General features: G+C 55.5%; 37 protein-coding genes. 19 read left to right on the forward strand and 18 right to left on the reverse strand.

Features of this window, described 5'->3' with window-relative positions:
• The 14 genes from Absy_RS10935 to Absy_RS11000 form a co-directional block, all read right to left on the reverse strand.
• Positions 1–1587: a DUF2213 domain-containing protein gene (locus Absy_RS10935; RefSeq protein WP_084597143.1), complete on the reverse strand. Its 1587-nt coding sequence runs from the start codon at positions 1585–1587 to the stop codon at positions 1–3.
• The gene (locus tag Absy_RS10940; RefSeq protein ID WP_048854798.1) at positions 1518–2315 is read right to left on the reverse strand and encodes a phage head morphogenesis protein; all 798 of its coding nucleotides are present in this window, start codon (positions 2313–2315) and stop codon (positions 1518–1520) included. The genes Absy_RS10935 and Absy_RS10940 overlap by 70 nt, the downstream gene beginning before the upstream one ends.
• Positions 2315–3853, reverse strand: a complete 1539-nt coding sequence (locus Absy_RS10945) for a DUF1073 domain-containing protein (RefSeq protein WP_245614824.1) — start codon at positions 3851–3853, stop codon at positions 2315–2317. Before Absy_RS10945 ends, Absy_RS10940 begins: the two co-directional genes overlap by 1 nt.
• Before the next feature lie 8 nt (positions 3854–3861).
• Positions 3862–5349 (reverse strand): hypothetical protein, encoded by a 1488-nt coding sequence (locus tag Absy_RS10950; RefSeq protein ID WP_048854799.1) that lies wholly within the window; start codon positions 5347–5349, stop codon positions 3862–3864.
• Positions 5330–5833, reverse strand: a complete 504-nt coding sequence (locus tag Absy_RS10955) for a terminase small subunit-like protein (RefSeq protein WP_146802587.1) — start codon at positions 5831–5833, stop codon at positions 5330–5332. The genes Absy_RS10950 and Absy_RS10955 overlap by 20 nt, the downstream gene beginning before the upstream one ends.
• A 72-nt stretch (positions 5834–5905) precedes the next feature.
• A complete protein-coding gene (locus Absy_RS10960) occupies positions 5906–6457 on the reverse strand; it encodes a hypothetical protein (protein WP_048854800.1) in 552 nt (183 codons plus the stop codon).
• 907 nt (positions 6458–7364) lie between these two features.
• The gene (locus Absy_RS10965; RefSeq protein ID WP_048854803.1) at positions 7365–8249 is read right to left on the reverse strand and encodes a hypothetical protein; all 885 of its coding nucleotides are present in this window, start codon (positions 8247–8249) and stop codon (positions 7365–7367) included.
• On the reverse strand, positions 8246–9034 hold the full coding sequence (locus tag Absy_RS10970) for a DUF1376 domain-containing protein (protein ID WP_158319857.1): 789 nt from the start codon (positions 9032–9034) through the stop codon (positions 8246–8248). Before Absy_RS10970 ends, Absy_RS10965 begins: the two co-directional genes overlap by 4 nt.
• Before the next feature lie 10 nt (positions 9035–9044).
• On the reverse strand, positions 9045–9839 hold the full coding sequence (locus Absy_RS10975) for an HNH endonuclease (RefSeq protein WP_084597144.1): 795 nt from the start codon (positions 9837–9839) through the stop codon (positions 9045–9047).
• The gene (locus Absy_RS10980) at positions 9836–10327 is read right to left on the reverse strand and encodes a RuvC family protein (RefSeq protein WP_048854805.1); all 492 of its coding nucleotides are present in this window, start codon (positions 10325–10327) and stop codon (positions 9836–9838) included. Before Absy_RS10980 ends, Absy_RS10975 begins: the two co-directional genes overlap by 4 nt.
• A 2-nt stretch (positions 10328–10329) precedes the next feature.
• Positions 10330–10599 carry a DUF2312 domain-containing protein gene (locus Absy_RS10985; protein ID WP_048854806.1) on the reverse strand — a complete coding sequence of 90 codons (270 nt, stop codon included), beginning with the start codon at positions 10597–10599 and terminating at the stop codon, positions 10330–10332.
• Entirely contained in the window at positions 10592–11158 is a 567-nt protein-coding gene (locus tag Absy_RS10990; protein WP_048854807.1) for a phage-like protein, read from the reverse strand. The genes Absy_RS10985 and Absy_RS10990 overlap by 8 nt, the downstream gene beginning before the upstream one ends.
• The gene (locus Absy_RS10995) at positions 11155–11382 is read right to left on the reverse strand and encodes a transcriptional regulator (RefSeq protein WP_048854808.1); all 228 of its coding nucleotides are present in this window, start codon (positions 11380–11382) and stop codon (positions 11155–11157) included. The genes Absy_RS10990 and Absy_RS10995 overlap by 4 nt, the downstream gene beginning before the upstream one ends.
• A gap of 58 nt (positions 11383–11440) precedes the next feature.
• Positions 11441–11830, reverse strand: coding sequence for a hypothetical protein (locus Absy_RS11000; RefSeq protein WP_146802588.1), 390 nt, complete (start codon positions 11828–11830; stop codon positions 11441–11443).
• A gap of 98 nt (positions 11831–11928) precedes the next feature.
• Between Absy_RS11000 and Absy_RS11005 the strand changes: the two genes are divergently transcribed.
• Positions 11929–12186 carry a hypothetical protein gene (locus Absy_RS11005; RefSeq protein ID WP_048854810.1) on the forward strand — a complete coding sequence of 86 codons (258 nt, stop codon included), beginning with the start codon at positions 11929–11931 and terminating at the stop codon, positions 12184–12186.
• Here Absy_RS11005 and ssb read toward each other — a convergent pair.
• Positions 12183–12653, reverse strand: coding sequence for a single-stranded DNA-binding protein (gene ssb, locus Absy_RS11010; protein ID WP_084597146.1), 471 nt, complete (start codon positions 12651–12653; stop codon positions 12183–12185). The genes Absy_RS11005 and ssb overlap by 4 nt on opposite strands.
• Positions 12654–12865: 212 nt before the next feature.
• Positions 12866–13036 (reverse strand): hypothetical protein, encoded by a 171-nt coding sequence (locus tag Absy_RS11015; RefSeq protein WP_158319858.1) that lies wholly within the window; start codon positions 13034–13036, stop codon positions 12866–12868.
• A gap of 93 nt (positions 13037–13129) precedes the next feature.
• Between Absy_RS11015 and Absy_RS11020 the strand changes: the two genes are divergently transcribed.
• Entirely contained in the window at positions 13130–13435 is a 306-nt protein-coding gene (locus tag Absy_RS11020; RefSeq protein WP_048854811.1) for a hypothetical protein, read from the forward strand.
• On the opposite strand, the gene Absy_RS11025 is transcribed toward Absy_RS11020, so the two are convergent.
• Complete coding sequence (locus Absy_RS11025; protein WP_048854812.1) at positions 13425–13676, reverse strand: hypothetical protein; 252 nt, start codon at positions 13674–13676, stop codon at positions 13425–13427. The two genes, Absy_RS11020 and Absy_RS11025, sit on opposite strands and share 11 nt — an antisense overlap.
• A complete protein-coding gene (locus Absy_RS11030) occupies positions 13673–13888 on the reverse strand; it encodes a transcriptional regulator (RefSeq protein ID WP_048854813.1) in 216 nt (71 codons plus the stop codon). The genes Absy_RS11025 and Absy_RS11030 overlap by 4 nt, the downstream gene beginning before the upstream one ends.
• A gap of 73 nt (positions 13889–13961) precedes the next feature.
• Between Absy_RS11030 and Absy_RS11035 the strand changes: the two genes are divergently transcribed.
• The 17 genes from Absy_RS11035 (at position 13962) to Absy_RS11115 (ending at position 21943) form a co-directional block, all read left to right on the forward strand.
• Positions 13962–14354 carry a helix-turn-helix domain-containing protein gene (locus Absy_RS11035; RefSeq protein WP_146802590.1) on the forward strand — a complete coding sequence of 131 codons (393 nt, stop codon included), beginning with the start codon at positions 13962–13964 and terminating at the stop codon, positions 14352–14354.
• A 486-nt stretch (positions 14355–14840) separates the two neighbouring features.
• A complete protein-coding gene (locus Absy_RS11040; RefSeq protein WP_048854815.1) occupies positions 14841–15335 on the forward strand; it encodes an ImmA/IrrE family metallo-endopeptidase in 495 nt (164 codons plus the stop codon).
• Between the two features lie 126 nt (positions 15336–15461).
• Positions 15462–15719, forward strand: a complete 258-nt coding sequence (locus Absy_RS11045; protein ID WP_048854816.1) for a hypothetical protein — start codon at positions 15462–15464, stop codon at positions 15717–15719.
• 3 nt (positions 15720–15722) lie between these two features.
• Positions 15723–16145, forward strand: a complete 423-nt coding sequence (locus Absy_RS11050) for a hypothetical protein (RefSeq protein ID WP_146802592.1) — start codon at positions 15723–15725, stop codon at positions 16143–16145.
• A 78-nt stretch (positions 16146–16223) separates the two neighbouring features.
• Positions 16224–16541 carry a hypothetical protein gene (locus Absy_RS11055; RefSeq protein ID WP_048854817.1) on the forward strand — a complete coding sequence of 106 codons (318 nt, stop codon included), beginning with the start codon at positions 16224–16226 and terminating at the stop codon, positions 16539–16541.
• Positions 16538–16804, forward strand: a complete 267-nt coding sequence (locus Absy_RS11060) for a hypothetical protein (protein WP_048854818.1) — start codon at positions 16538–16540, stop codon at positions 16802–16804. The genes Absy_RS11055 and Absy_RS11060 overlap by 4 nt, the downstream gene beginning before the upstream one ends.
• A complete protein-coding gene (locus Absy_RS11065) occupies positions 16801–17262 on the forward strand; it encodes a hypothetical protein (protein WP_048854819.1) in 462 nt (153 codons plus the stop codon). Before Absy_RS11060 ends, Absy_RS11065 begins: the two co-directional genes overlap by 4 nt.
• Positions 17263–17265: 3 nt before the next feature.
• Positions 17266–18114 carry a phage recombination protein Bet gene (gene bet, locus Absy_RS11070; protein WP_052945761.1) on the forward strand — a complete coding sequence of 283 codons (849 nt, stop codon included), beginning with the start codon at positions 17266–17268 and terminating at the stop codon, positions 18112–18114.
• Entirely contained in the window at positions 18111–18503 is a 393-nt protein-coding gene (locus Absy_RS11075; protein WP_048854820.1) for a hypothetical protein, read from the forward strand. The genes bet and Absy_RS11075 overlap by 4 nt, the downstream gene beginning before the upstream one ends.
• Positions 18500–18901, forward strand: coding sequence for a hypothetical protein (locus Absy_RS11080; protein WP_048854821.1), 402 nt, complete (start codon positions 18500–18502; stop codon positions 18899–18901). Before Absy_RS11075 ends, Absy_RS11080 begins: the two co-directional genes overlap by 4 nt.
• Positions 18898–19140: a hypothetical protein gene (locus Absy_RS11085; protein WP_148315549.1), complete on the forward strand. Its 243-nt coding sequence runs from the start codon at positions 18898–18900 to the stop codon at positions 19138–19140. Before Absy_RS11080 ends, Absy_RS11085 begins: the two co-directional genes overlap by 4 nt.
• Complete coding sequence (locus Absy_RS13045) at positions 19137–19331, forward strand: Lar family restriction alleviation protein (RefSeq protein ID WP_084597150.1); 195 nt, start codon at positions 19137–19139, stop codon at positions 19329–19331. Before Absy_RS11085 ends, Absy_RS13045 begins: the two co-directional genes overlap by 4 nt.
• On the forward strand, positions 19328–19693 hold the full coding sequence (locus Absy_RS11095) for a hypothetical protein (RefSeq protein ID WP_146802594.1): 366 nt from the start codon (positions 19328–19330) through the stop codon (positions 19691–19693). The genes Absy_RS13045 and Absy_RS11095 overlap by 4 nt, the downstream gene beginning before the upstream one ends.
• Positions 19690–20085 (forward strand): hypothetical protein, encoded by a 396-nt coding sequence (locus tag Absy_RS11100; protein WP_048854824.1) that lies wholly within the window; start codon positions 19690–19692, stop codon positions 20083–20085. The genes Absy_RS11095 and Absy_RS11100 overlap by 4 nt, the downstream gene beginning before the upstream one ends.
• Positions 20082–20375 carry a hypothetical protein gene (locus Absy_RS11105; RefSeq protein ID WP_048854825.1) on the forward strand — a complete coding sequence of 98 codons (294 nt, stop codon included), beginning with the start codon at positions 20082–20084 and terminating at the stop codon, positions 20373–20375. The genes Absy_RS11100 and Absy_RS11105 overlap by 4 nt, the downstream gene beginning before the upstream one ends.
• Positions 20375–20647, forward strand: coding sequence for a hypothetical protein (locus Absy_RS11110; RefSeq protein ID WP_048854826.1), 273 nt, complete (start codon positions 20375–20377; stop codon positions 20645–20647). The genes Absy_RS11105 and Absy_RS11110 overlap by 1 nt, the downstream gene beginning before the upstream one ends.
• A 186-nt stretch (positions 20648–20833) precedes the next feature.
• Positions 20834–21943 (forward strand): tyrosine-type recombinase/integrase, encoded by a 1110-nt coding sequence (locus Absy_RS11115; protein WP_048854827.1) that lies wholly within the window; start codon positions 20834–20836, stop codon positions 21941–21943.
• Positions 21944–22085 lie beyond the last annotated feature (142 nt).

Consider the following 22085-nt stretch of genomic DNA (forward strand, 5'->3'; position numbering starts at 1 on the left):
TTACCCCTTAATCTTCACGGCCTTGAGGCCGGGGAATTTATCCAGCAGGTCAATCCCCACCTTGCTATCTGCTGCGATGGCCGGACGCCGGGCGCTGTCTGCCCGCTGTGCGTGCTGCCCGAACATGGCGCGGTAGGCGCTGCCGGGAATGCCTGACAGGTCGTAACCAAGCTGGCGCAGGGCAAACCGGTAGACGCCTTCCGCGTTATCCATGGCAACAGCACCAACGAACGGTTTGACCGCATCCTGCGCGGCATGAAGTTCGCGCATGGCCTGCATGGTTTCCGTGACGGCATCCGCCTTGGCCTTGCTGATAGCGGCATCCATGGCAGCCTTGGCACCAACAGACTCACGCTCCCGATCAAGGCGCTCACGATCTGCGCGCTCTTTGTCCGCCCGACGAGCGCCAGCAGCTTCGTCTTCACGGTCCTTGCGTTCACGGGCGGCACGCTCTTCATCGGACCGACGCGCGCCTTCCGCTTCCCGCTGGCGGTCAGCTTCGGTCTGCTCATCGTCCTGCGCACCCTGAGGAACACACATCGCGCGGCACGCCTCAATGTCCTCTTCAGACATTCCAGCCTTACGCATCTTCTCCGCCATTTCGGCGAAGTCGTCAGCATCTTCAGCCACGTCAGCAAGGGAGGCGATGACCTTGTCGATATCGTCATCCGACAGACCGGCTGCCCGAAGTTTTTCGCGGCGCTCAGCCTCTTCGGAATCCTGCGCGGTGTTCAAAGCACCTTCCGTGGAGGTATTCTCGAACAGGGCTAGAACCTGATCCATGATCTCATCAGGAACGCGGCCTGCCAGCAGGTTGCGCAGCGTTTCGCACGCGCCATCCCTGCCCATTTCGTCACAGTCGAGCGCCTTCTTAGCCGCTTCGATATCAGCATCTTGCGCGAGAAACGGGCGAAGCCTCGACAGCATCGCACGCCGCGCGGCGCGGGGGATTTTCTTCATATTGTAAGGTTCCATGCTTGCGTCTGCGACCAGAACATCTGGTCCAGCGCGGCCAGTAGGAACGACAGCGACGTGCGAGCCGACAATATCGCGCATCACGCCATCGTACTTTTGCCCCTCGTATTCGCCGGGGGTCATATCCGCCTTGTAGCGATAGGCGCTGGACAGTTCGCGCTGCTCGCCGGTCTTGATCCTGGCGATTGCCTCGCCGTCCCAGACCACAAGGCTGTTCATCAGGTAGGGCGCTTCGAATGTGGCTTCATTCCCCGTCGTGCCCACCACAAGGTCACGCCGTGGATTGGCGGCTGTGACATGAAAATGTTCCTCAAGGACGGGCAGCCCGTTGAAAGATGGTGCCGCTTTTTTCAGTTCGTCTGGATCGCGCAACATTTGATAGATGCGTTCGGGGTCTAGGCCGAGCCTCTGCCCCTCAGGAATTTCACGACCCATATACGGGCAGATGTTCGCTTTGCTGATCGGGGTCATGGCGACCCGGAGCCGCCCTTCCACGTCAGTTGTGCGCACACTGCCCATGCGGTCATAGGCAAGAATATCGGTCATTTGTCGTTGAACCCTCGAAGGATTACACGGCTTGAGCACCGGCAATTCGGCTTTTGCCCCGGCCATATGCGTTCGTCGTCGATCAACGCGCCTTCACGAACGTCAAAGCGTAGTTTTTTGCGACCGGCCTCAACATGGCTTGCGCGTGGGTGCTTGCCGCCTGCGGAATGGACCCATTCGGCTTCGAACAGGCCAGTTTCAATCTGCCGCTGCTTGTTGATGGCACTGGTGACTTTAGCGTTCTGGTCCCGCGCGATGTTGGCGGCCCGGCGACGGGTAATGCCAAATCGCTGCTGCAGGCCCTCAGTCAACTCCCCCAGATCGCCCCCATGCGCCACCGAACGCAGAACCATCTGGTTCACTTCGCTCAGGTGGTGTTCGCCTATACTTTTGATGAGCAGGACATTTTCTTCCACGCACGCGCTTATGGCATCCTGCACACCTTCGGTTGGCTTGAACTGGATCGTGAAGCCAGTCTTTGCTGCCAGATCTCGCTTAAAAGAACCTTCTGCATGTTGGGCCGCCCTACTGACGAAAGCAGGCGCAAGATATTTAGCCAGATCGTTGAACCGCAGCCGCCAGCGTGCAGTGAGTTTGTTCATCAGCATTTGCAGCGATGCTGCCGGGCTAGCGTCCTGCGTAATCCGGCTTTCAACCTTGCGATATCTGGCGCGCAGCCAGTAGCGAAGGCTGCGCTCCATCTCATCAATTAGGTCAAGCAGTTCACGCTCATACTGCGCACCGACCCCGGCGTTTGGGCGCACAGGCTTTAGTGTTTTCGGTTTCGACGCCATCAAACACCATCGTTATCCGTATGCGCAGCCGGATTGCTGAATAAAGAGACTGACACGCCGCCATTTGCAGGGGCACGACCTTCCTGCTCCGCCAGCGGCTCATATCCGCCCCCTTCAAGGCTCGCGCCATCAAACAGGCCGTCTGGGTCAGAGCGAAGCCCTTCACGGACCTCATCGTTACTCACAGCGCCCATTTCCTCGTAAACAGCCCGCGTATCGGCCTTTGTTTTGGCAATGGCCGCCTGCGCAGCCTCATCCAACTGCCAGAGGGGGATGAACCTGAAATCTATGGAGCGATCAATCTCACCCCATATGTTCAGCATAGCCGCGTGCATGACCTGGGTCAGGCCGGGCCGGAAAAATGCCTCCTGATAAGCCGCGACCCGGTCATACCAGACGCGGATTTCTCCTTCTGATGAGGCATTCAGGCCCGAAGGGGAAATGCCTGAGAACTTGACCAGCGGCATCTGCGCAACAACGCATATCTGCTCCAGCGCCTGGTTCTGCAACTTGTCGAGGCTGGCCAGATTGGCTGACAGTATCTGGAGCTCTTCACTCTCCTTGTCGGACAGGAATACGCCACGATTGTCGCGGAACTTGATGAAGTTCTGCACCCGATCGATAAGGCCACCGATGCCAACTTTCTGATACACGGCCTGCATATCCGTGCGCAGGACCGGAATGGAGCATCCGTTGATCAGATCGCTCACCGACTGCCGCGTACGAACCCAATTATCCACATATGGTTTGGCAAGCTGGATCAGTGGGACGCCGCCGAAATTATAGGTGGGCGACAGGATCTGGCTCGGTTCACGCGAAACGAACCTCAGCAGCCGGGTATGATGGACAGTCGCCCCCATGACCCACCATTTCGTAGGCCGGTAAAAATCGAGCCGCATGGGGTTTTCGGAATTGTATTCGTTCGGGCTGGTCCAGATCGGCTCAACCGGTACAATTTCTTTCAGGCTCCCCACCGTGAAGGTCTCGGGGGTCAGCAGCAGAGGTGTTGCCAAATCAGAAGATAGCTTCGTAAGCCCTGTATTCAAAAAAATCTGACCAATCCCGAACGCCCCGTCGAACTCGGCTACTGTTTTCATGGCCTCGCGCACTTTCAGGCGCGTGAATTCAGCCTCAAGAGCTTTGATCCGCTCGGACTTGTTCTCGTTGCTCGGCCCGAAAAATTCGATCCATTCACGGGTTGCTTCTTCGGCAAGTGTCCCCACCATATGGCGATATTCTACGCGCTGGGTCCACATTTCCGCCAGGCGCGGGTAACCGAGAAATACCGTGCCGTCCGCAATGGCGTTATTGATGGAATTTGCAACACCGGGCCCATAGGCCTCATCCATTGCAAGCGAGGTGCCTTCCGGCACAACTCCGGGAATGGGGCGGTAAGGTTTGTATTTTTCCGGAGCGGCAGCCTTGCGGTCGATCTCACGCGCATCTGTTTCCGTCAGGACCATAGGCATAGGCTCCGCACGCACAAACCCCGGCTCGACCCGGGTACGTTCCGGAGCGGGCTTGCGTGAAAAGAGCATCAATAGTCCTAGATCAGATCGTTATCTTCAGAGCGGATAATCATGAGCGCCGGACCGTCTGGCGCGAAGGTCAAACCAAGGCCATCTGCAATATCAGGTGAGCGCAAGCCGCGCTTTTTCATTGCGTCCTTGCTTTCCACGACAAGGTTTCCGGCGCTATCAAGTCCATACCTGACCGTGGACAACTCGGCCGCCAGATCCTCGGCATTGTCCTTGCTGTCGGCATTGATTGAGGCGTCCCCGTCCCGCAACCACGCGGACATAGCCAGCCACAAGTAATCTCTCAATCTTGCTGGTCTGGCGTCAGACCTTGCGACTAGATCAGGAGCCTTACAGGCAACATTCACATCAACAACAGGGAAGCCCTGCTCCCGGAGACGGTCAGCAACACCTGCGCCTACCCCGACAACATCCACATATATCTTGTCGGCACTCCAGCGCCGAAAGAAGTCAGCCGCCTGCCCCGCCGTTGTCATCGTGTCCTGTTTGGCGCGGACTTCAATTTTCTCGACACGCGGCCCTTCGCGAAGCACAAACGTAGTTCGATCATCACCAAAGCGCGCCACGTCAACGCCAAGTCGCCGCTCAGCGCACGCAGTTGAGGGTTCACGATCCCGCGCCGCTTCTGCAAGCTCCAACGGGATCAGAACATCATCATCTTGCTTGGGAAAATCGCCATCAGCGCGGACGCGCACAACATTCGACCCCTCGCCATACTTCCGCACTAGGTTGGCGCGGTAACTCGGGTCAACCAAGGGGCTATCCGAACATGCAAAATGCAATGCCGTATAGAGTGCTCGGTCCTGCTTATGAGACCGGGCAAAAAAACCGCTGTTCCTCGTCGGGTTGCCAACCATAAGCAGCCGCGCACCGTGAGATGATAATGCACCTTCAGCGACCTCGAAAATCTCGTCCGGAACGCCGCTCGCTTCTTCAATCACGAACATGATCGAACCGCCAGAGTCCGAACGCTCTACGGCGCGATTGTCGTCCGTAATCTCCACATCAGATGCGTGAAAACCTTGCAAGGCATCAGGCGATTCCCGGCGGCTCGTTCTGGCTACAGCGTACCATTCCGCAGGCTGCCCTTTGTCTGATATACGGTCCTGATTCCGGTCGAATAGATTGCCAAGCCATAACTCCTCCGGCAGACCGTCCTTCTTCGCTCTTTCTTCTGAGCGTCGAGACCATTTGGACAACTCTGCCCACAGGACATTGTAAAGCTGCGAAGCTGTAGGGGCCGTGCATGGAATGCGACAAAACTCATAGCACTCAAGGTGCCACCAGATCGCAGCAGAAGTTGAGCCTGATTTCCCTACCCCGTGGCCCGCACGAACACTAACCTTGGCTCCGGGGGGCGCTATGGACTCCAGCAATTTCCTTTGCTGGGCTGTAGGGTTCAGGCCAAGCCGCTGCCGCGCGTATAGCACTGGGTCTTTGCGCCAGATGCCACGCAACTGCTGATAGGCAGCAATATCATTTTTCGTCAGCGCCATCTGCTTCGGTCGCAGCCTTTAGTAGCGCAGAAACGCCACCGCCTTTGATCTGGATTGGTCCGCCGTCTGGGCCTGTGTGTTCCTGCGTGATCTTGTCGCCAAAATCCTTGGGAAGCATTTTTGACAGAAGCCACTTGCGAGTATCGACACGCAGTTTCGACCTCTGCACAACGTCCGTGTTGACGCCTTGGCTGCCATCTTCTTTGACGTAAGTGTCGTTCTCGCCATAGTCGGCAATCTCGACCGTTTCCTCGGCCATAGAGTGCAGGCCCAATTCTCTCGCGCGCGCATACTGCGCGGAAAACCCCTCTCGGTCGTCCACAACCCAGCCACGCACGGTAGATTCCGGGGGGAAATTTTCATCCCTGCAAATCTCGCGCAAGAACATGCCAGACGCCAGAAGTGCACAAATTTCTCGGGCAATTTCGGGAGTATATGCAGAAGGCCGACCGACTGGCTCAGCCTGTCTATCAGAGCCATCCATACCACTCTCCAAAAACGAAAAAAGCCACCCGGAGGCGGCTCTTGAACATACATCTTGCGATGATGATGTTTTTTATACCGGGAAAGGTACCGGGGTACAAGCTTTTTCAGCGTCATGTTTTTTCTTGCGCTGGGCCGCGTAGAACTCGGCCAACTGTTCCAGCAACATGGAGCACTGTGCAGACACTTTCTTGCGCCCCAGATCGGAGGACACGGTGGGGAAAAGAACGCCAGCCATCTGCTTGAATGAAAGCTTTTCGACCAGCATTGCCTTCAAACGAACCTCACCAATCACACCAACGGCTTGCCGAGCATCGCAAATATGCCCTGCAGCATCGGCCCGTGTCATCAGCCACGAAAGATCATCATGCCTGATCTCGCAATTTGCCGTGTGGTTTTCTGGAAATTCCTTGTAGCCCTGATACGCGAACACCCACGTCCGATACCACTTATCGGCGGCGTTCGCCGCTTCCTGCGTGATCTCTTGGGCTTTTAGGAGGGCATCCACAACGGTTTGCTCTCGTGACGGCCTGCCAGCAGTAAACACCGACTTAGCCGCCCGCTCAGGCGTAGGGCCATTGTCCTCGGCAGCGGGTATTTCATAGCGTGGGCGCGCCTTGCTCATGCTGACACCTTTCCATCCACCAACGCCTTCTGCGCCTCAGTCAACGGCACGCCTGCTCGCAGGTTGCAGAGCGCACACGCCACATCCCAGTTCCGGGGCGGCGCGTAGATTTCGGAGTTTGTGGGCTTGAAGGGGGATGTGGTCATTTTCTCTCAATCCACATTGCGGTTGCTATCGAGGCACGAATATGCTGACAGCGAACGCCCCGCCTACCATGCCGACCAGAACTGGATTTCCAGACAAAGCATAGCCAACATCGGCCCAAGTATGGTGTATTTCAGGTGAAATCATAAACCTGATGGAATCACAAACCCCCGCACATGTACAGCAAAAACGTGCGCCACCCTGCGTTTTTACGTGTCGTTATTTTGCGACAGTACCCGCTATCCACAGGGTTGTACACATGGACCCCGCTGCCAATCACGAAACAACGGCAAAATCTCCTCATCCAACAACCCCTCCTCCGGCGCATGAAGCGGAACCGGGTGCGGCGTGATCGCTGGCACTTGCACCGGCCCGCACCCTTCGCTGGTCAGGAAATCCACCAGCTCGTTTGGGTCTGGTTCGTGGCCGGTTCCCCATTCGGTCATGTCAATTCCTTCCAGTGCGTGGGCTGAATGCTGGGCACTCCATCCTCGTTACTGGCCCAGCAAATCCCGTCTGTCCAACACTCTGGAGGCTCTTGTTCCGTCACAAAATTCCACCCTCCTACATCTTCGCCGTTGGCGTCCAGGTACTGCTCAAGCCATGCGATTACGTTGTCATCACCGTGCCCGGGGATGCGCGCCTGAATGGCCCTTCCATCCGTTGGTGCCGTGGCGATTGGCTTCCATTCGCTCATTTCCGACATACCCCTAAAATCCTCCACAATGAGCGCACAGCGCACTCTAATGTCCAGACATAACGATTACCGAGAAAGCGCCTTACCTTCACTCTCCGCTAATCCTCGCGGCTCTTTCGGTGTATTGATGCCCATAGCCGCAGCCAGAGACGCGGCGCGCTCCAAAACTTCGATCCTCTGCCGCGTCACGTCCAGCAGGTCTCCCGACAGGCCGGGTAGTTCCCGCTTGAGTGCAGCGGCAAGGGCGTAGCCTGTCAGCCCCTCAGCCCCGTCTGGCGTCCACGCCCCAAATTTCCGAATGCGCTCCTCCTCGGCGGACTGCGCCTGCAAGCGGGCTGTTGCCTCGGCAGCCTTCTTCCGCACAGCCTCACGGGCCTCTGGCGTTTTCGGCTCGCGGATAGGCTCCTCACGGGGCGTGCAGCGGGAGACCATACGCACACCGGCCAGCCGGGAGCGAAGCGGGGCAAGTTGGTCCTCCATGAACTCCACGAACTCAGCGGCCGCAGGGAAAAACTTAAACCGCCGTACGGCCAGCCTCAGCGTGTCGGGTGTCCACACGATGGCGGGCATTCCCTCGCACGCCATGACCACGGCCATCTTGCGCATCTGGAGCGCCTGCTCGTCCTGCGGGTTGGCCACGGCTGCGTTCAGCATGTCGAGGAAACGATCAACCTCCACCCCCAGCCTGTCGGGTGGCATCGGCTGCATAGCCCGCTCAAGGTCGGGCAGGATGCGCTTGGCCTCGGCCACCACGGCCCCGGACGGTTGCGGCTTGGGCCCGAGCGAGATGACCAGCCCCGGCGCTGCATCGCCACGGCGGAGGCGGTCCCGGCGTTCCTGCTCGGTTTCGGTTGGCCCGACACGCTCAACGGCGCGGGTGTCGATTGCGCCGAGGAGAGCGTGGCTAATGGCCGGAACGCGCTGCCCGGCATAGTGAGAAATCTGGGTCATGCTACCGTCCTGTCGCCGTACTGGCGCTGCATCCGTTCGAACTGCTGCGAGAGCGGGGATTGCGGTTTCCCGTGGATGGGCTTGAGGCCCCCTCGCCTTTCGGCATCACGCCTGCACCAGTTGCGCCATGTGGCGGACCAGTCAGCCTTGCGCCCCTTGGCTGCTGGCTGGGCACGCCACCAATCCGCGAACTGCGGGGCAATGTCCGTGGGGTTCAGCCCCAGACCGAGCGCAAACGAACGGTCCTCGTTGCTTGGCTGCCAATCCTCGGGCAAGCGGCGACCTCGTGGATCGGGCTTCTCCGGCTTGGGGGGTGTAACAGGGGGGACATCTGAACGTAGTGAAGATGTATGTAAACTGTCGCGCGAGGGGGCTTCCGCATTAGCTAAAGCATTTGCCTCCCCATTTGGTTCAGCATTTGCTAAAGCATTTGCTTTACCTTTTGCTTTTGGTTTGCTTCCGCCTTCACGTCCATTCTTGCGGCGAATTTCCGAAATCCTTTCTGCTTTATCTCTCTCCGCGCTAAGTCTTTTTTGAAATATTTGCCCATCATCTGTTTTAGAGAAGAAGCGTTTGATGGCAGGCCAAACGTCCCGCCTCCAAGTTTTCAGATCCACTTTTGCTATAGACGACAGAAACGTCTCATTATCGTCTAGCGGTCCAATTTCCCAAGATGCCATTAGAAGAAGCATATACGCACCATGCTGCAAGGTGGTGAGAAAGAGCGTGTCTTTCCTGTAGTCTGCGATGTGAAGAGGCATCCATCTATCTAATGTTTTTGTCATTCCTACCTCCTCACCTATAAGGGCGACCATCAAGCCAGGGCGTCCCGTTATCTCTGAGGGCGGCTTGATACGGTCCAGTGAAGGACGTGATGCGGTCGCATCCCTTTGCAAATTTCTCTACTAGATCCAAATCCCATCCATTCAGGTAAAGAAACTCTATGAATGCCGCCGTCCCCGTTGAGCCGGTTCTGTTTCTCAATATCCCCTGAATGTAAAAAACTTGCCGCATCCAAGGTTTGTCCTTATCAACGCGGCGCATCTTCATGAAGGATTCAATCTTATCAAAGGCTGCCCCCCAGCCTTCATGGGAGCAGTCATAGTATTTTTCAAATGCTTCATCCCGAGCGATTAAGAACTCCTCAAGGGAATACTTCTTGAGCATTTTCTTAATTTTTTTGCGACCAAATTCACTTGCTCCCAAACCATCTATTTCGAGAGACTGCGCCGCCTTATCAACCTGATACTCTTCCATGCCCTCAAGCTCATCACGCCAGCGCATCATCATTTCGATCTGCTGACGCTTTTCCTCAAGGTCAGAAAGCATCTCCATCTGCTTTTTTAGAGTTTGACCGTCCGCCAACGGCACATCTCTTTTGCCATTGTTGCAATCAAAGCAGCTTGTGATTAGGTTTAGAATGTCATTCTTGCCACCATTCGCCACCGGATCAATGTGGTCACACTGGAGAACCACCTCAGGTGCAGCCCTGCCGCAATACTGACAAGTGAACTTATCTCTCTTGAACACCTCAAATCTGATTTTCTTCGAGAGGGCCTTGCGCTTGGGTTTTTCGGTGGGGTTTTTCATGTCGGTATCCCCATGTTCTCCATGGCGCGGATGCCAAACAGGCCGATCATGACGGCTTCCGCCCGGCCATCGTCCTTCACGCGGGAGAACAGCGCCACATCCTTGGGAAAGAGTTCGCAAACCCGGCGGCGCGCTCCGCCCTTATCGGCTGGACAGGACAAAGCCTTCTTCCAATCCTGAGGCCGCACTTTGGTTAGGGGGATGCCAGCAGCAGCGCAGACACCTTCAATAACACCAAGGCCACGCCCGAAAGAGAAGGCCCCTACAGCGCCCTCTCCGGGTCTGGCTGAAACATTCTCCACAAACAGGTGGTCAGGTTCATGGGCGCGCAAATGAGCGGCAAGCATGGCGGGGTTAATCACCCGGCGCGTGGTTCTTCCGACTTTCACATAATCAATGGGCATATCCAGCACTTCCACAATCTGAGCTTTCCAGTTCAGAATTGCGATTGCGCCACCAGCGCCGGGGTCAATAGATGCTATTTTCATGGTCACATTCCAATCGCGCGGCGGTAGATGTCCAGCAGGGTTTCCTGCTCTTCCACTTCCGAGGGCTCCTGCTTGCGAATGCGGATGATCTGGCGAAGAACTTTCACATTGAAGCCAGCAGATTTTGCTTCCGTGAAAATGTCCTTGATATCGCCAGCGAGGCCCTTGCGCTCTTCTTCCAGGCGTTCCACCCGCTCGATAATCGAGCGCAGCCGGTCCGCTGCTATGCCGCCTACTGCGGGGTCGTTGTGGTCTTTTGGGAATTCAGACATTAGATAATTCTCCCCACTGTGCGGACATAGCTTCTGCTATGCCTGCGTAGGTTTCGCTGCGGAGCTTCCCGCGATTTTCAGAAGGCGGCATATGGTGAATGCGCGCTTCACGGCCTGCCACGATGTTGGTAGGCTTTAGAAGGGGGAGCCCCTTGAGCCACAGACACGTTGCCTTGGTCTCTCCATGCCCAAACTGCCACGGCTGAATAATCTGGTCTGGCTTCCGCCATAGGCTGGACATGATGCAGACTGGGTTCTCTATGGCGATGCGCGGAATGTCCGCCCTAGCCAACGTCATGAAAAATGAGACAGAAGCCTGCTGGCGTCCGTCCATCCGCTTTTCCGCAAAGTGGCGCGCTCCGGATACGGACAGGTCCGTGCATGGAGGATGAAAGACTGCAATATCCCACGGATAATCCAGAACATCCCTCACATCGCCCTGGTAATGCGGACCGGGCCTTTCGGTCGGGAGCAGATCGCAGGACATGGCATCATGACCGCATGCAATGAAGGCATCACGCACCCGCCCGCTGTATTCTCCACCGATCAGGACTTTCATGCCGCCTCCATCGGATAATATTCAGGAGCAGACCGGACAACTTTTACGCCCGCAGCCTTCAACACCTTGTCCGTGAACGGCCTATCACCGTTGGTCATTTCATTGAGAGATTGCCTCGACATACCAACGGAACGCGCCGCCTCTGCTTCTGATCGGAAAGTGTCAAGCCAACGCCTGACAAATCCCAATACCTCGCCTTGTGTCAGGCTGTTGCGGCGCGTCATCCTCCACACTCCCGCGCCAGCCGGTCGGCCTTAGCCTGTAACCGATCAGCCTTTTCATTCAGCCAGTCGGCAAGCTCTCGGAAATAGAAGGCTCTGTTGAGCGCACGATCTGCGCGCCTGCGTGTATGGCGTGCGCGCCACTGGAGGAATAATCGCCCCATTTGCGATCCCATTCTTCTGTCCTGGCACGATAAAGGGCGGCCTGATGTTCGGCTCGTGACCTCATCTGCTCCAGATGGTTCCGGTAAAGGCGTTCCACTTTCAGGAAAATGTGCGCAGGAATAACGCTCCATTCTCCATAGAACAGCCGCTTAATCTGTCCGTCCGTCAGCCCTGTTTTGCGGGCTACAGACGCAAAGGATTGCTTCAGGCCAGATCGTGTGCCGCTGGCCTCAACGATTTCATGCAGTTGCATCTGAACCTGTTGTGCGATTGCTTCAGGCGTCATGTCTGGGCGCCTTTCTGCTTTCACGGATAAAAATTCTCTCTCCACGGAATTTTCCCCTGCCATTCTCGGTTTTGCGGAACACGAGAACTGGAGAAACAATGCAAAAGGAGACCGAATTCGGAACGGTAGAATACGGCGGTGCATACGCGCTGGACACGCTGAACGTGTGTGACGCAATGCCTTCCGCCATGCACGACACTCCGTTCCTCTGGCAGACTACTGTCAGAGCAGCGGAGCTGTGGTCGTGGCTGCACCCATACGCGACCATCCAGCAGAGGCGTGAACTGCTGGAGGAAGTCGCGCGGAAGTTGGGGATTGAGGATGCAGCTATGGGCATGGATTCGTGCGGGGGTTAGAACGGAATTTCGTCGGTGTCGGACGGATTGCTCCAGCTATTATCCTTCTGGGCATAGCTGTTACCCTGCGGCCTTTGCTGGGGGGCTGGAGGCTGGTCAGAACCCTCGGAAGAATTTCGGCTGTCGAGCAGGACCAGTTCGCCACGGAAGCGGTCAACAATCACTTCGGTCGTATAGCGTTCCTGCCCGTCCTGCGCCGTCCATTTGCGGGTTTGCAATGCGCCTTCAAGGTACACCTTGCGGCCTTTGCGCAGGAAGCGTTCGGCAACGTCCGCCAGCCGTTCGTTGAAAATAACAACGCGGTGCCATTCTGCCCGTTCGCGCTTTTCGCCCGAGGTGCGGTCGTTCCATGTGTCGCTGGTGGCGAGGGAAAAAGAAACGATCTTCTGGCCGCTCTGGGTGTTACGCACTTCCGGGTCTTTGCCCAGATTGCCCACCAGAATGACCTTGTTTACAGAGCCAGCCATCAGACAATCTCCACGCCAAGAATATTGCCAACAGACTTTGCGAAAATATCAGGTATCCGACCGACATCTTTCCATGCCGAAATAGTCTCATCACGTACATCACAGGCCGTGCGAATAAGCGCCCTATGGAACGAATTGAGGCCTATCAAGCGTAGAGCCTCATCATGCGTTGCTGATCTCTTCACGTCATTTCACCTTCATGCAGAGAATGATCACGTCACCGTCTCGTATTTCGATACATTGAGGATGGCCCGCCATGCGCAGAGCATCAGGAGAGAGGGAGGGCGAACCAAAGGCCGTCCATTCCCTCGCATAATGCGGGCGGCAGTACGCCGCGCGATAGCCGGGTGGAACCATTGCGCGCTTGGGGGGGGGCGTTTCATGCTGCACCGCCATTCCAGTACGAGGGGAGCGCTTTACGTGCGCTCCCCTCTGCGCCACCGTCATGCTGTCCACACACAACAGGAGACGATTCCATGGCTATCAAGGAAATTGCAGATAAGGCACGCGAAGAACTCGAGCGTCCGCGTGGCTTCCAGACTTCCGTCCCCGCCGATCTCCCCGTAGGGACGAGACAGCTAAAGACGGAGGAATTTTGGGAGTCCGAATTTGTCACGCAACTTGTGCGTAGCTTGACAAAACATGCCTTCGCCACAGCGGAAGAAGCACGCGAGCACTTTGACGCCATAGCCGAAAGCATCCTGCTAAGGAAAGAGCATGAGCCAAACGACACACTGGCCATGGAGAGAGTATTTGAAAGATATGCGGCGCTCATTTCGTAACGCCCTCCCCATCAAAGACCGGGGCCAGTGCAGCAATCATGCGCTTCACTGTTCCCGGCTCCCCTTTCACGCCGGGCATATCGCGGAACATCCACGCGATAAGTTGCAGCATGTATCGGGCAATCAGACCACGAATAAGGAAAGCAAATTCTGGCTGGCTGCGGGATATGGACAGCTTGAAGGTGTGGGCCGTGGCCGAACTATCGCGCCACACCCATGCGTTGAAGGGGCCGATCCTCATGCCCGCGCCTCCTCGGTGGGGGTGCGCTTGAAGAAGTCGGGCCGGAGTTCTTCACGGGGGATGCCAGTTGCGGCCTCAACAACATCCACTCGCTTGAGAGGAATGTGCCCAAGAGTTCGCCAATACAAAACCGAAGTTCTGTGCAGGCCGCACTTCTTACTTAGTTCGGAAGCCCCGCCCGCCGCCTTGATGGCTTTATCAACAATCGACATACCACAAACGTTAGTTTTTCCAACATATCTCCGCAAGAGAAATGTTGGAAAATCCATCCCAAGGATTTAATTTTTGTCGTCACCTACCAACATGAAGGACGCAAACACCGTAGGCGCTCGTCTTAAATCCTCCAGACTGGCCAAGGCTGAGCGGGAGGGAAGGCGTATAACCCAGGCAGAGGCCGCAGAGGCTGTTGGCATTAGCCGCAGCACACTAACAGCCTATGAGGGCGGCCACGATATTCCCGGCCGGGATACCATGCGGGCCTTAGCCAATTTTTATGATGTTTCCAGTGACTACCTTCTCGGAGATTCTTCGCCTCTTGCCGCAAATGCGGATGATATCGCTCATGATGCCGAGGAGAGAGCCCTCCTCAAGCTCTGGCGCGTGATAGGCGACGAAGAACGGCGCAGCTTGATGGTCCTGCTTCGCGCGCAGATCGTCGCCAACAATGACGCCGCGTAGCCCCTCGCCCTCGACTCTATCAAGCTGTGCCATGGGGTGAGTATGTCAGAACAAAATGAGAACGACAAGTGAGTTGACTTAGCTTGGAAATACGATGAATTCACGTAGAGTTGAGACGAAGCGCGCAATAACTCGGCGCTGGTGCTCTCGCGCCATGTTCGCCGCAAATGTACTTCTATTTGGGGTTATAATTGTCTTTTTTTCTTACCATCGAGCGTCATTCGATGGCGATTGGAACGGACCTACTGTAGCGACAATGGCCTTAACGGCGGCCACTATAGTAATGGCTGCCGTAACGCTGATGGTTGGGATCATTGCCATATGGGGATACGCGACACTCCGCGAGCAGGCTGAAAATATAGCTAGGGAAACCGCACAGGACGCTGTAGACGAAATGAGGCGTCAGATAGCGTTGCTTTCCATAGGGACAGCGCCAAATGATGATAATGGTGAGACGGAAACGTTAGGGTATGGGGAGGATAGTTGATGTTGCCAAAAATCAATGTTGCGCTTGGCCTCACGCCCTTTGATATTGTGGATAAATTCAAGAACTCCGCACCGGTTGATCTTTTTGGAATGGCGCGCGCCCTTAAAATCGGCGTTGATCCTGATGCCACATTCAAAGACCCCAATACCTCCGGGTCAATTCGGCTGCTTCGGGATGGCTCTTACCTAATATCGATCAATAAGGATCACTCGCCAAATAGGAAGCGATTCACACTTGCCCACGAAATATCTCATTTTCTCCTTCATAGAGATATTATTGACCAGCGCGGGCTAGTTGATGATGCCATGTACCGCAGTGGAGCATCTAGGAACGAGGAGTATCAGGCCAACAGATTGGCAGCCGAGCTCCTCATGCCAGAAGGGTTGGTAAGATCGTTCTGCAAAGCGGGGGTGACTAATCCATCTATAATCGCCAGAGTCTTTGGAGCCTCAGATGAGGCCGCCAGGATCAGATTGTCTCAATTGGGCTACTAAGCTACCGCGTCCCGGCCCAGCGCCGGGATATTTTTTATGAAGGAATGTTAGATTGTCCAACTTTTATGTTGACGCGGAAAGTTAGATAATCCAACATAAACCCATCAACCACGAAGGTGATGGGCAATGAACCAAACCACTCCACAAAAACCAATCACCCAGCAATGGGATTATGTCGCCACAAGCTGGGCGCTGGCGGCTCTGTATAACCCGTTCGTGCAGCTTGCCCTTGGTGCGGCGTTCTGGACGGGGACGATTGTGTACGTCTGTTTCGCCCAGAGCGCGCCAGCCGTGACGGCCGACCTGCTGAACGTCCTGTTCTGCGCCCTGAATGTGGGGGCTGATCTGATTGGCTTCCCTCGCCTGCCATATCTGGAGGGTTGAGGGATGACTGAGCCGAAATTCACAAAAGGGCCTTGGGCTTGGTTTGGCAATGCTGGATCGAACAGTGTTTATCTTGCGACAAATCATTCAGGCCGCCGATACGTCATGCAATTCCGGCGTTGGGGGTTTTCAGGAGCGCAGCCCGTTTTCCAGCCAACTCAAGGTATGGTTGAAGCTAAAAATCTCCTGAAATTCGAGGTTGGGGATAGGTCTGTTACTGGCGTTGACGAGGCGAAGAAAAATACTTCTGTGTACCGCACGGATATTTGCGGAATTGAGGCCCCGGATGCCCACCTAATCGCCGCCGCACCTGAGCTTTATGAGGCTTTGGAGCGCGTCATTAAAATAATTGATGATAGCTCATGGTGCTTAAAACTCACCGAAGAGCGTGCCGCTCTCGCGAAGGCCCGAGGCGAAACCCCCTGATGCCCCCGCACTTCCCGGCTCGCGGGCCGGGCTTTGTGGCCGCATTGGCCGAATGTTTCCCACGAGGGAGTTTGGAAAATGTCTTACAAAAACGAGGCGTACGAGAAGGCGCTTAACGAAGGCATGTTCAGCACTGAGGGGCTGACACCTTTTGTCGCTATTGAAGTTCAGAAGTATGAAACGGCAATCGTAAACCTGCTGCGCGTAGCGGATGCGATGCAGTTCCCGTTCTTCACCGACAACAAGTTTGCTGCTGTTGAGTTGGCTTTTGCCGAGGAAGCCATTTGCGACATGGTTTGCGCGGTGCGCGAGCTGCACGAAAAGAACCGTATGGAACGCGGCCTTGTCGCACAAACGCGACATGACGCCATGCGTGGGCTGGAGGTAGCGGCGTGACCAGCTTTATCCATTTCTTGCCCAGCGAAGTGCAGGGAATTGTCCGCGACATGAAAGGGGTCGAGGTCATTCTGGAAGGCCAGAAGGGGCTTGTTCCTCGGTTTGGCGAGCAGTGGTCGGCCCTTATGGACGCGCAAGTGAAGGTGTCGTTCATGATTGATCGGCTGGAGCGCACCTTGGACATTGATGCAAAGCTTAAGGCGGCATCAGCATCTAGCAGAACAGAGCGGGCGCTTGTTGGTGCTCAGGAGGCGGCGGCATGAGTGACCCAATGCTTGCGGCTGCAAACCGCATCCACGCAGATGTGCTGCGACCGGCTATAGCGGCATGGAGCCACTTCATTACGGCCATACGTGAGCCGGGCGCGAATATTGATGCCTGCTATCTGGAGCTTATCGGCGCTGCAGAAGAGCTGGAGCGTAAAGGCAAGCAGGCCGCGCAGCTTCTTCGGCCCGAACTGGCACGGTCCATGACGGATAACGGCGTAACCGGGTTTCAGTCGGAAAACTGGAAGGCTAGCCTGCGTGACAAACCACCAGAGCCTTTCGTGACTGATGAAAAGGTATTGAAAGCCGCGCATCCGGAACTCTGGAAGCCACAGCCTGACAAGCTCCAGACCAACGAAATGAAAAAACTCGCCCGGAAGAAAGACCTACCCGGCGTCTCCCTAACCAATGGTGGCGCACCCGTTCTGGTTGTTAGCGCCCGTAAGGATTGTTGAATTATGAGCAATGCACTTGAATTGCATCAGGAAAAAGAGCGCGAGCTTATCCATATTTTGAAGGATAGCCTCTATCCGGGGGCGGCAGATGACAGTGTGCGAATGGTCATTGGATACTGCCGCGCTGCCTCTCTGGATGTCATGAAAAAGCCGGTCCATATCGTTCCGATGTGGGACAATAAGGCGAAGATGATGCGCGATGTTGTTATGCCGGGTATTGCTCTTTATCGCATAGAAGCATCCAGAACCGGCGAATATATCGGGAAGAGTGAGCCTGAATTTGGCCCTCTCATCACCACGGAACTTGGCGGAGTTCGGGTGAGGTTTCCTGAATGGTGCCGCATGACAGTGCGCCGGTTGGTGCATGGGCGCGAGTGTGATTTTACGGCCAAAGAATATTGGCTAGAAAACTATGCGACCGCAAAGAAGGACACTGACGCGCCCAATTCTATGTGGAAAAAGCGCGCATTCGGTCAGTTGGCAAAATGTGCAGAAGCACAGGCATTACGCATGGCCTTCCCAGAACAGACAGGCGGAACGAATACCGACGATGAAATGGACGGCAAGGCTCTGGGGCCAGTTTTTGATGTCACGCCTCAGCATACCCGCATTACCGATCAAAGGACCATAGACCACCGCGCCATATTCAAAGACCGCCTTGCGGGCTGCACAGATGCCAACTGCACAGACGTGCTGTGGCAGGCATGGCAGCGTACTCTGGCGCGCGCTGAGGAGGCCGGACGCCCTATCCCCGAAGATGTGCAATCTGATGTGCAGGACATGATTGCCGCCAAGCGCGCCGAGTTTGCGCAGGAACATGCGGCCGCGCCGGTTGATGAGGTGCCAGCATGACCCAGAAAACGAAACTAGAAATCATCGGCCCATACACGCCGGAGCATGAGGGGCCGTTTTGTACGCGGGATGGGCGCGCGGCGCGCATTATCTGCACGGACAGGAAGAGCAGTAACGGGCATTCGATTGCGGCTCTCGTGGATGATGGCGACCAAGAAATGAATCGTGCCTTCAATACCCAAGGGAAATACTGCCTCAGTGACCGCGACTTCGATCTCATGAACGCCCGCGAAGTCCCTGTGGCGCGGGAGTTTTGGGTTAATGAGTATACGTATGGCGTGCCGGGCCCGCTGCACTTTACCGAAGAGTCTGCAGCAGAGTGGGGCACGGGTACACCATTCATCCGCACAATCCACGTCCGCGAAGTCCTGCCGGGAGAGGGTGCATGAGCGACAAACCCACCGGCGTGTTCGTGCGGTTGCCGCTTGATGAAGCGCAGATCATGAAACTTTATAACCCAAAGAAGTCGGGGAATGAAAATCTCCTCGCCATCGGAACGCCTGTGACGGGTGGTAAGTTGAAAATTGTTGGTTATGCCCCGTCTCATTTGGAAGGCGGCTGGTGCGCGATATTCAGAAAAAAATCGGATGCCCTTAAATCTTCTATTCCCCTAGTCCGCCAGTCCGATGTCCAAGCCCATATCGCGGCGCTTGAGGCTGAGGTTGTGCGGTTGCGGGAATATTACGAAGCCTGCGAGGCAATCTTTGAAACAGGAGTTATTAACTCTACGCCAGAAATGTTTAGGCGTAAGGATCGTTCCCGTGAATCCCTGAAAGGCGGTTCGTGATGGCTCATCTAAAAAATGTCAGCAACGAATACGCCATCGCGTTGGGCGCTCTTTTTGATGAGATGCCAAAAAGTGTTATTGCGGCAATAGCTGTATCAGCGATGACATGCGGGGGCGACCATCTTTCAGATGCCGTTGCATTGATTGCCGGCGAATGGCGCACACTACATGAGAATAGGATAGTTCCGCAGAAACCTGGGAAACATGCTCGAAACGCCCTGAAAGGCGGCGCGGCATGAGCGAGGAACTGAAAAGCTGCCCGTTTTGTGGGGACACTCGCAGTCTAAAGGTTTTTGGGTCGAATACAGACGATACATTGGTACTTTCTTCTTATGTATCATGTGAGAGTTGCAGTTCAGAAGGCCCAATAAAAAGAACAAAATCAGAAGCCATCACAGCATGGAACACCCGCGCAGGAGAGGAGGCGTGAATATGTATTACGTTTTCGACTTCCGAGAAGAGTGGAGCCGCAAGCCCTATGTCACATTGTGGCGTCCCAATAATGCTGGGTATTGCTATTCCATTCCGTGGGCTGGGGAATACACAGAACAACAGGTTATTGAGAAAGACCACTACTACACACGCCGTAGGTATCAGAAGAAAACTGCGGACTATACAGGCATTTGGGAGCGTGTAGCTGTTCGTATAGACCTTGTAAAACCGTTCTTTATTACTCCTGCGCCGGGAATAATTGACGGCGATGTAGGGCCAGTAATTGCAAATACAGGGCGAATGAGAGCGTGCCTGCGCCGCTTGCGCTTTATCCTCCCAGAAAAAAGGATTGCGGCATGACCAACCCCACAAACTGGCCCAACCCTGAGCGGCCCGGTGTCGTAATGTGGCCTCATAAAGATGGGCGTCATCTATTCGCATTGGGAGGCGGATACATTGTCGCATTTTGGCGCGCGGATAAGCAATGGCTGGTCTGTGATGACGATCATGATTTGGGGTTTTGCGCTTCTAATCGCGTGAAAGACCTAAATTATATCGGCCCCTGCCTCACCCCCACGCAAATAGCCGAGTTGCTGGCGGGGGAGAGGGAGCGTGCTGTTTCAGCTTGCTTTTCTCAAAAGGAAGTTTTCGAATCACCTGAATACGCTGGCGGTCCGCTTGGGGCGGTCATGGAACGGTTTGCTTGTGACCGGTGCATTGAGGAGATCCGCAACCTAGGAGTCGCGCCATGAGGACGAGAGAGGAGCAAATTGATAGTCTGTATCATGGTCACTACCAATACTCAGCACTTTCTCAAGATGCGTTTAGGGAACACCTAATCGAAGCCGAACGCCGGGCAGAACAGCGCGTGCGGGCGGAGATTGCGCGGGATAGTGAGCGGTTGGATTGGTTGGAGCGAGGTTTCAAGTCATGCACCGCATACATGAATGGGGACGTGGCCTTCTCTCCCGGCATATCAGTTCGCAATCTGAGAGGCCCAGACTTCCGTTCCGCCATCGACGCAGCGCGGGAGGTGGGGTGATGGTGCGAGCGATCCCAACACAATACGGCTTTAAGTGGGGAGCGTGTGAGATCACGCGCCTCTACAGTCATGGCGGCCACGTCACCATGGAACTGGAAACCAATGCAGAAAAGCTGAGAGTTCGCGTGACACCATCAGGGCAATTCCGGATTGAGCAATCAGGGGGCCGCAAAAGCTCCATGAAAGTGATGGGTATGATCCCCGACACCATAACCATCCCAGAGGTGCGCAACGACCGGCCTATTCCGGGGAAGGAGGGGGCGGATGGGTGAGGTTCTTCCTGATCTTATGACGCTCCCAGACGTGTTAGAGCGGTTGCGCGGGAAGATTGGGCGGTGCCGTCTGCTCGACCACCTTCGTGACTGCCCGGAATATGCCGGAGGCCCTACACATCGTAGGTGGGGCCGGAAGTATCTATTTTCTCCCCAAGACTATGAAAGGCTGATTGAGAGTATCGAATGCCCCTCAAGATCGTCACAGTCCCAAAATCGAAAAATCTCTACATGCGCGGCACTATCGCCGGGCAAAGCATATTCGAAAGCACTGGAACGACTGACAAGAGGATCGCAGAAGAAATCCGCCGAAAGCGCGAGGCAGAACTCTGGAATGAAACAGTCTATGGCAAGCGCGCAGTCATAACATTTGCCGAGGCAGTTACCGCCTATCTTGACGATAAGCCCCGATCACCAGCCACCCACAAATACCTCCTGCGCCTTCTCAAGCACTTTGGCGAAAGAAGGCTGACCGAAATCAGCCAAGCATCTTTAAAAGGGGCATATGCAGCCATTCTTGAGGATGGTGAAGAAGCAACTCCAGCGACAAAGAAGCGCGCCGTCAGAACCCCATTGCAAGCAATCCTAGAGTTTGGGGCAATACAGGGCTGGTGCGACCGACCAGCATTTGCCCCTATCTCTATACAATCCAAGCCAAAGAAATTCCTGCGCCCAGACGAGGCAACGCAGCTTGTGGCTCATGCCGCCCCACACCTGCAACCCCTATTCGTCTTTCTGATCGGGACCGGATGCCGACTGTCTGAAGCCCTCGATCTGGAATGGAGGGATGTTGATTTGTGGGGCGCGCGCGCTGTCGTCTGGCAGAAGCAGGGAAACCAGAGGCACGTTGATATGCCGCCATGCGTAATTGACTGGCTGAAGCGCATAGAATGGCGGGAAGGTCACGTATTCCGACCCGTCACGCAAACCCGAAAAGGCTCCGTTATCGGTGAGCGGTACCACAACTCTGCAAGGCAATATGGAGGTCAGATAAAAAACGGATGGGCTGGGGCTTGCAGGCGCGCAGGTCTGCCAGGGCGATTGCGCGAATGGATTCCTGCGGGCCAAACTTCTCTGCAATCATGCTTTGTGCCCGACTTCACGCCGCACGATCTTCGACATACGTGGGCCTCTTGGCACTACTGCGTACACCGAGATCTTCTCCGGCTCCAAACGGACGGTGCATGGAGCAACATCAACACGGTCACGATATACGCCAAGCTGATGCCAGAAGCGTATAAGGACCAGATAGAGAGGTGGTGGAGGGATGGACCGCGCGTGGAAAATTCGGGCTAAAATGCTCCACGGATTTTCCACAGATACCAGTCTGAAACCATAGACAATGGTAGACTGAAATAGATTTAAACGAGTGGGAAATTTCAGCGGGAGACATGGTATAAACCGCAGAATACTGCGGCTCAGGAATGGTGGGCGCAAC

The sequence above is a fragment of the Acetobacter syzygii genome (assembly GCF_000964225.1).
In the GTDB taxonomy this organism is placed as follows: Bacteria; Pseudomonadota; Alphaproteobacteria; order Acetobacterales; family Acetobacteraceae; genus Acetobacter; species Acetobacter syzygii.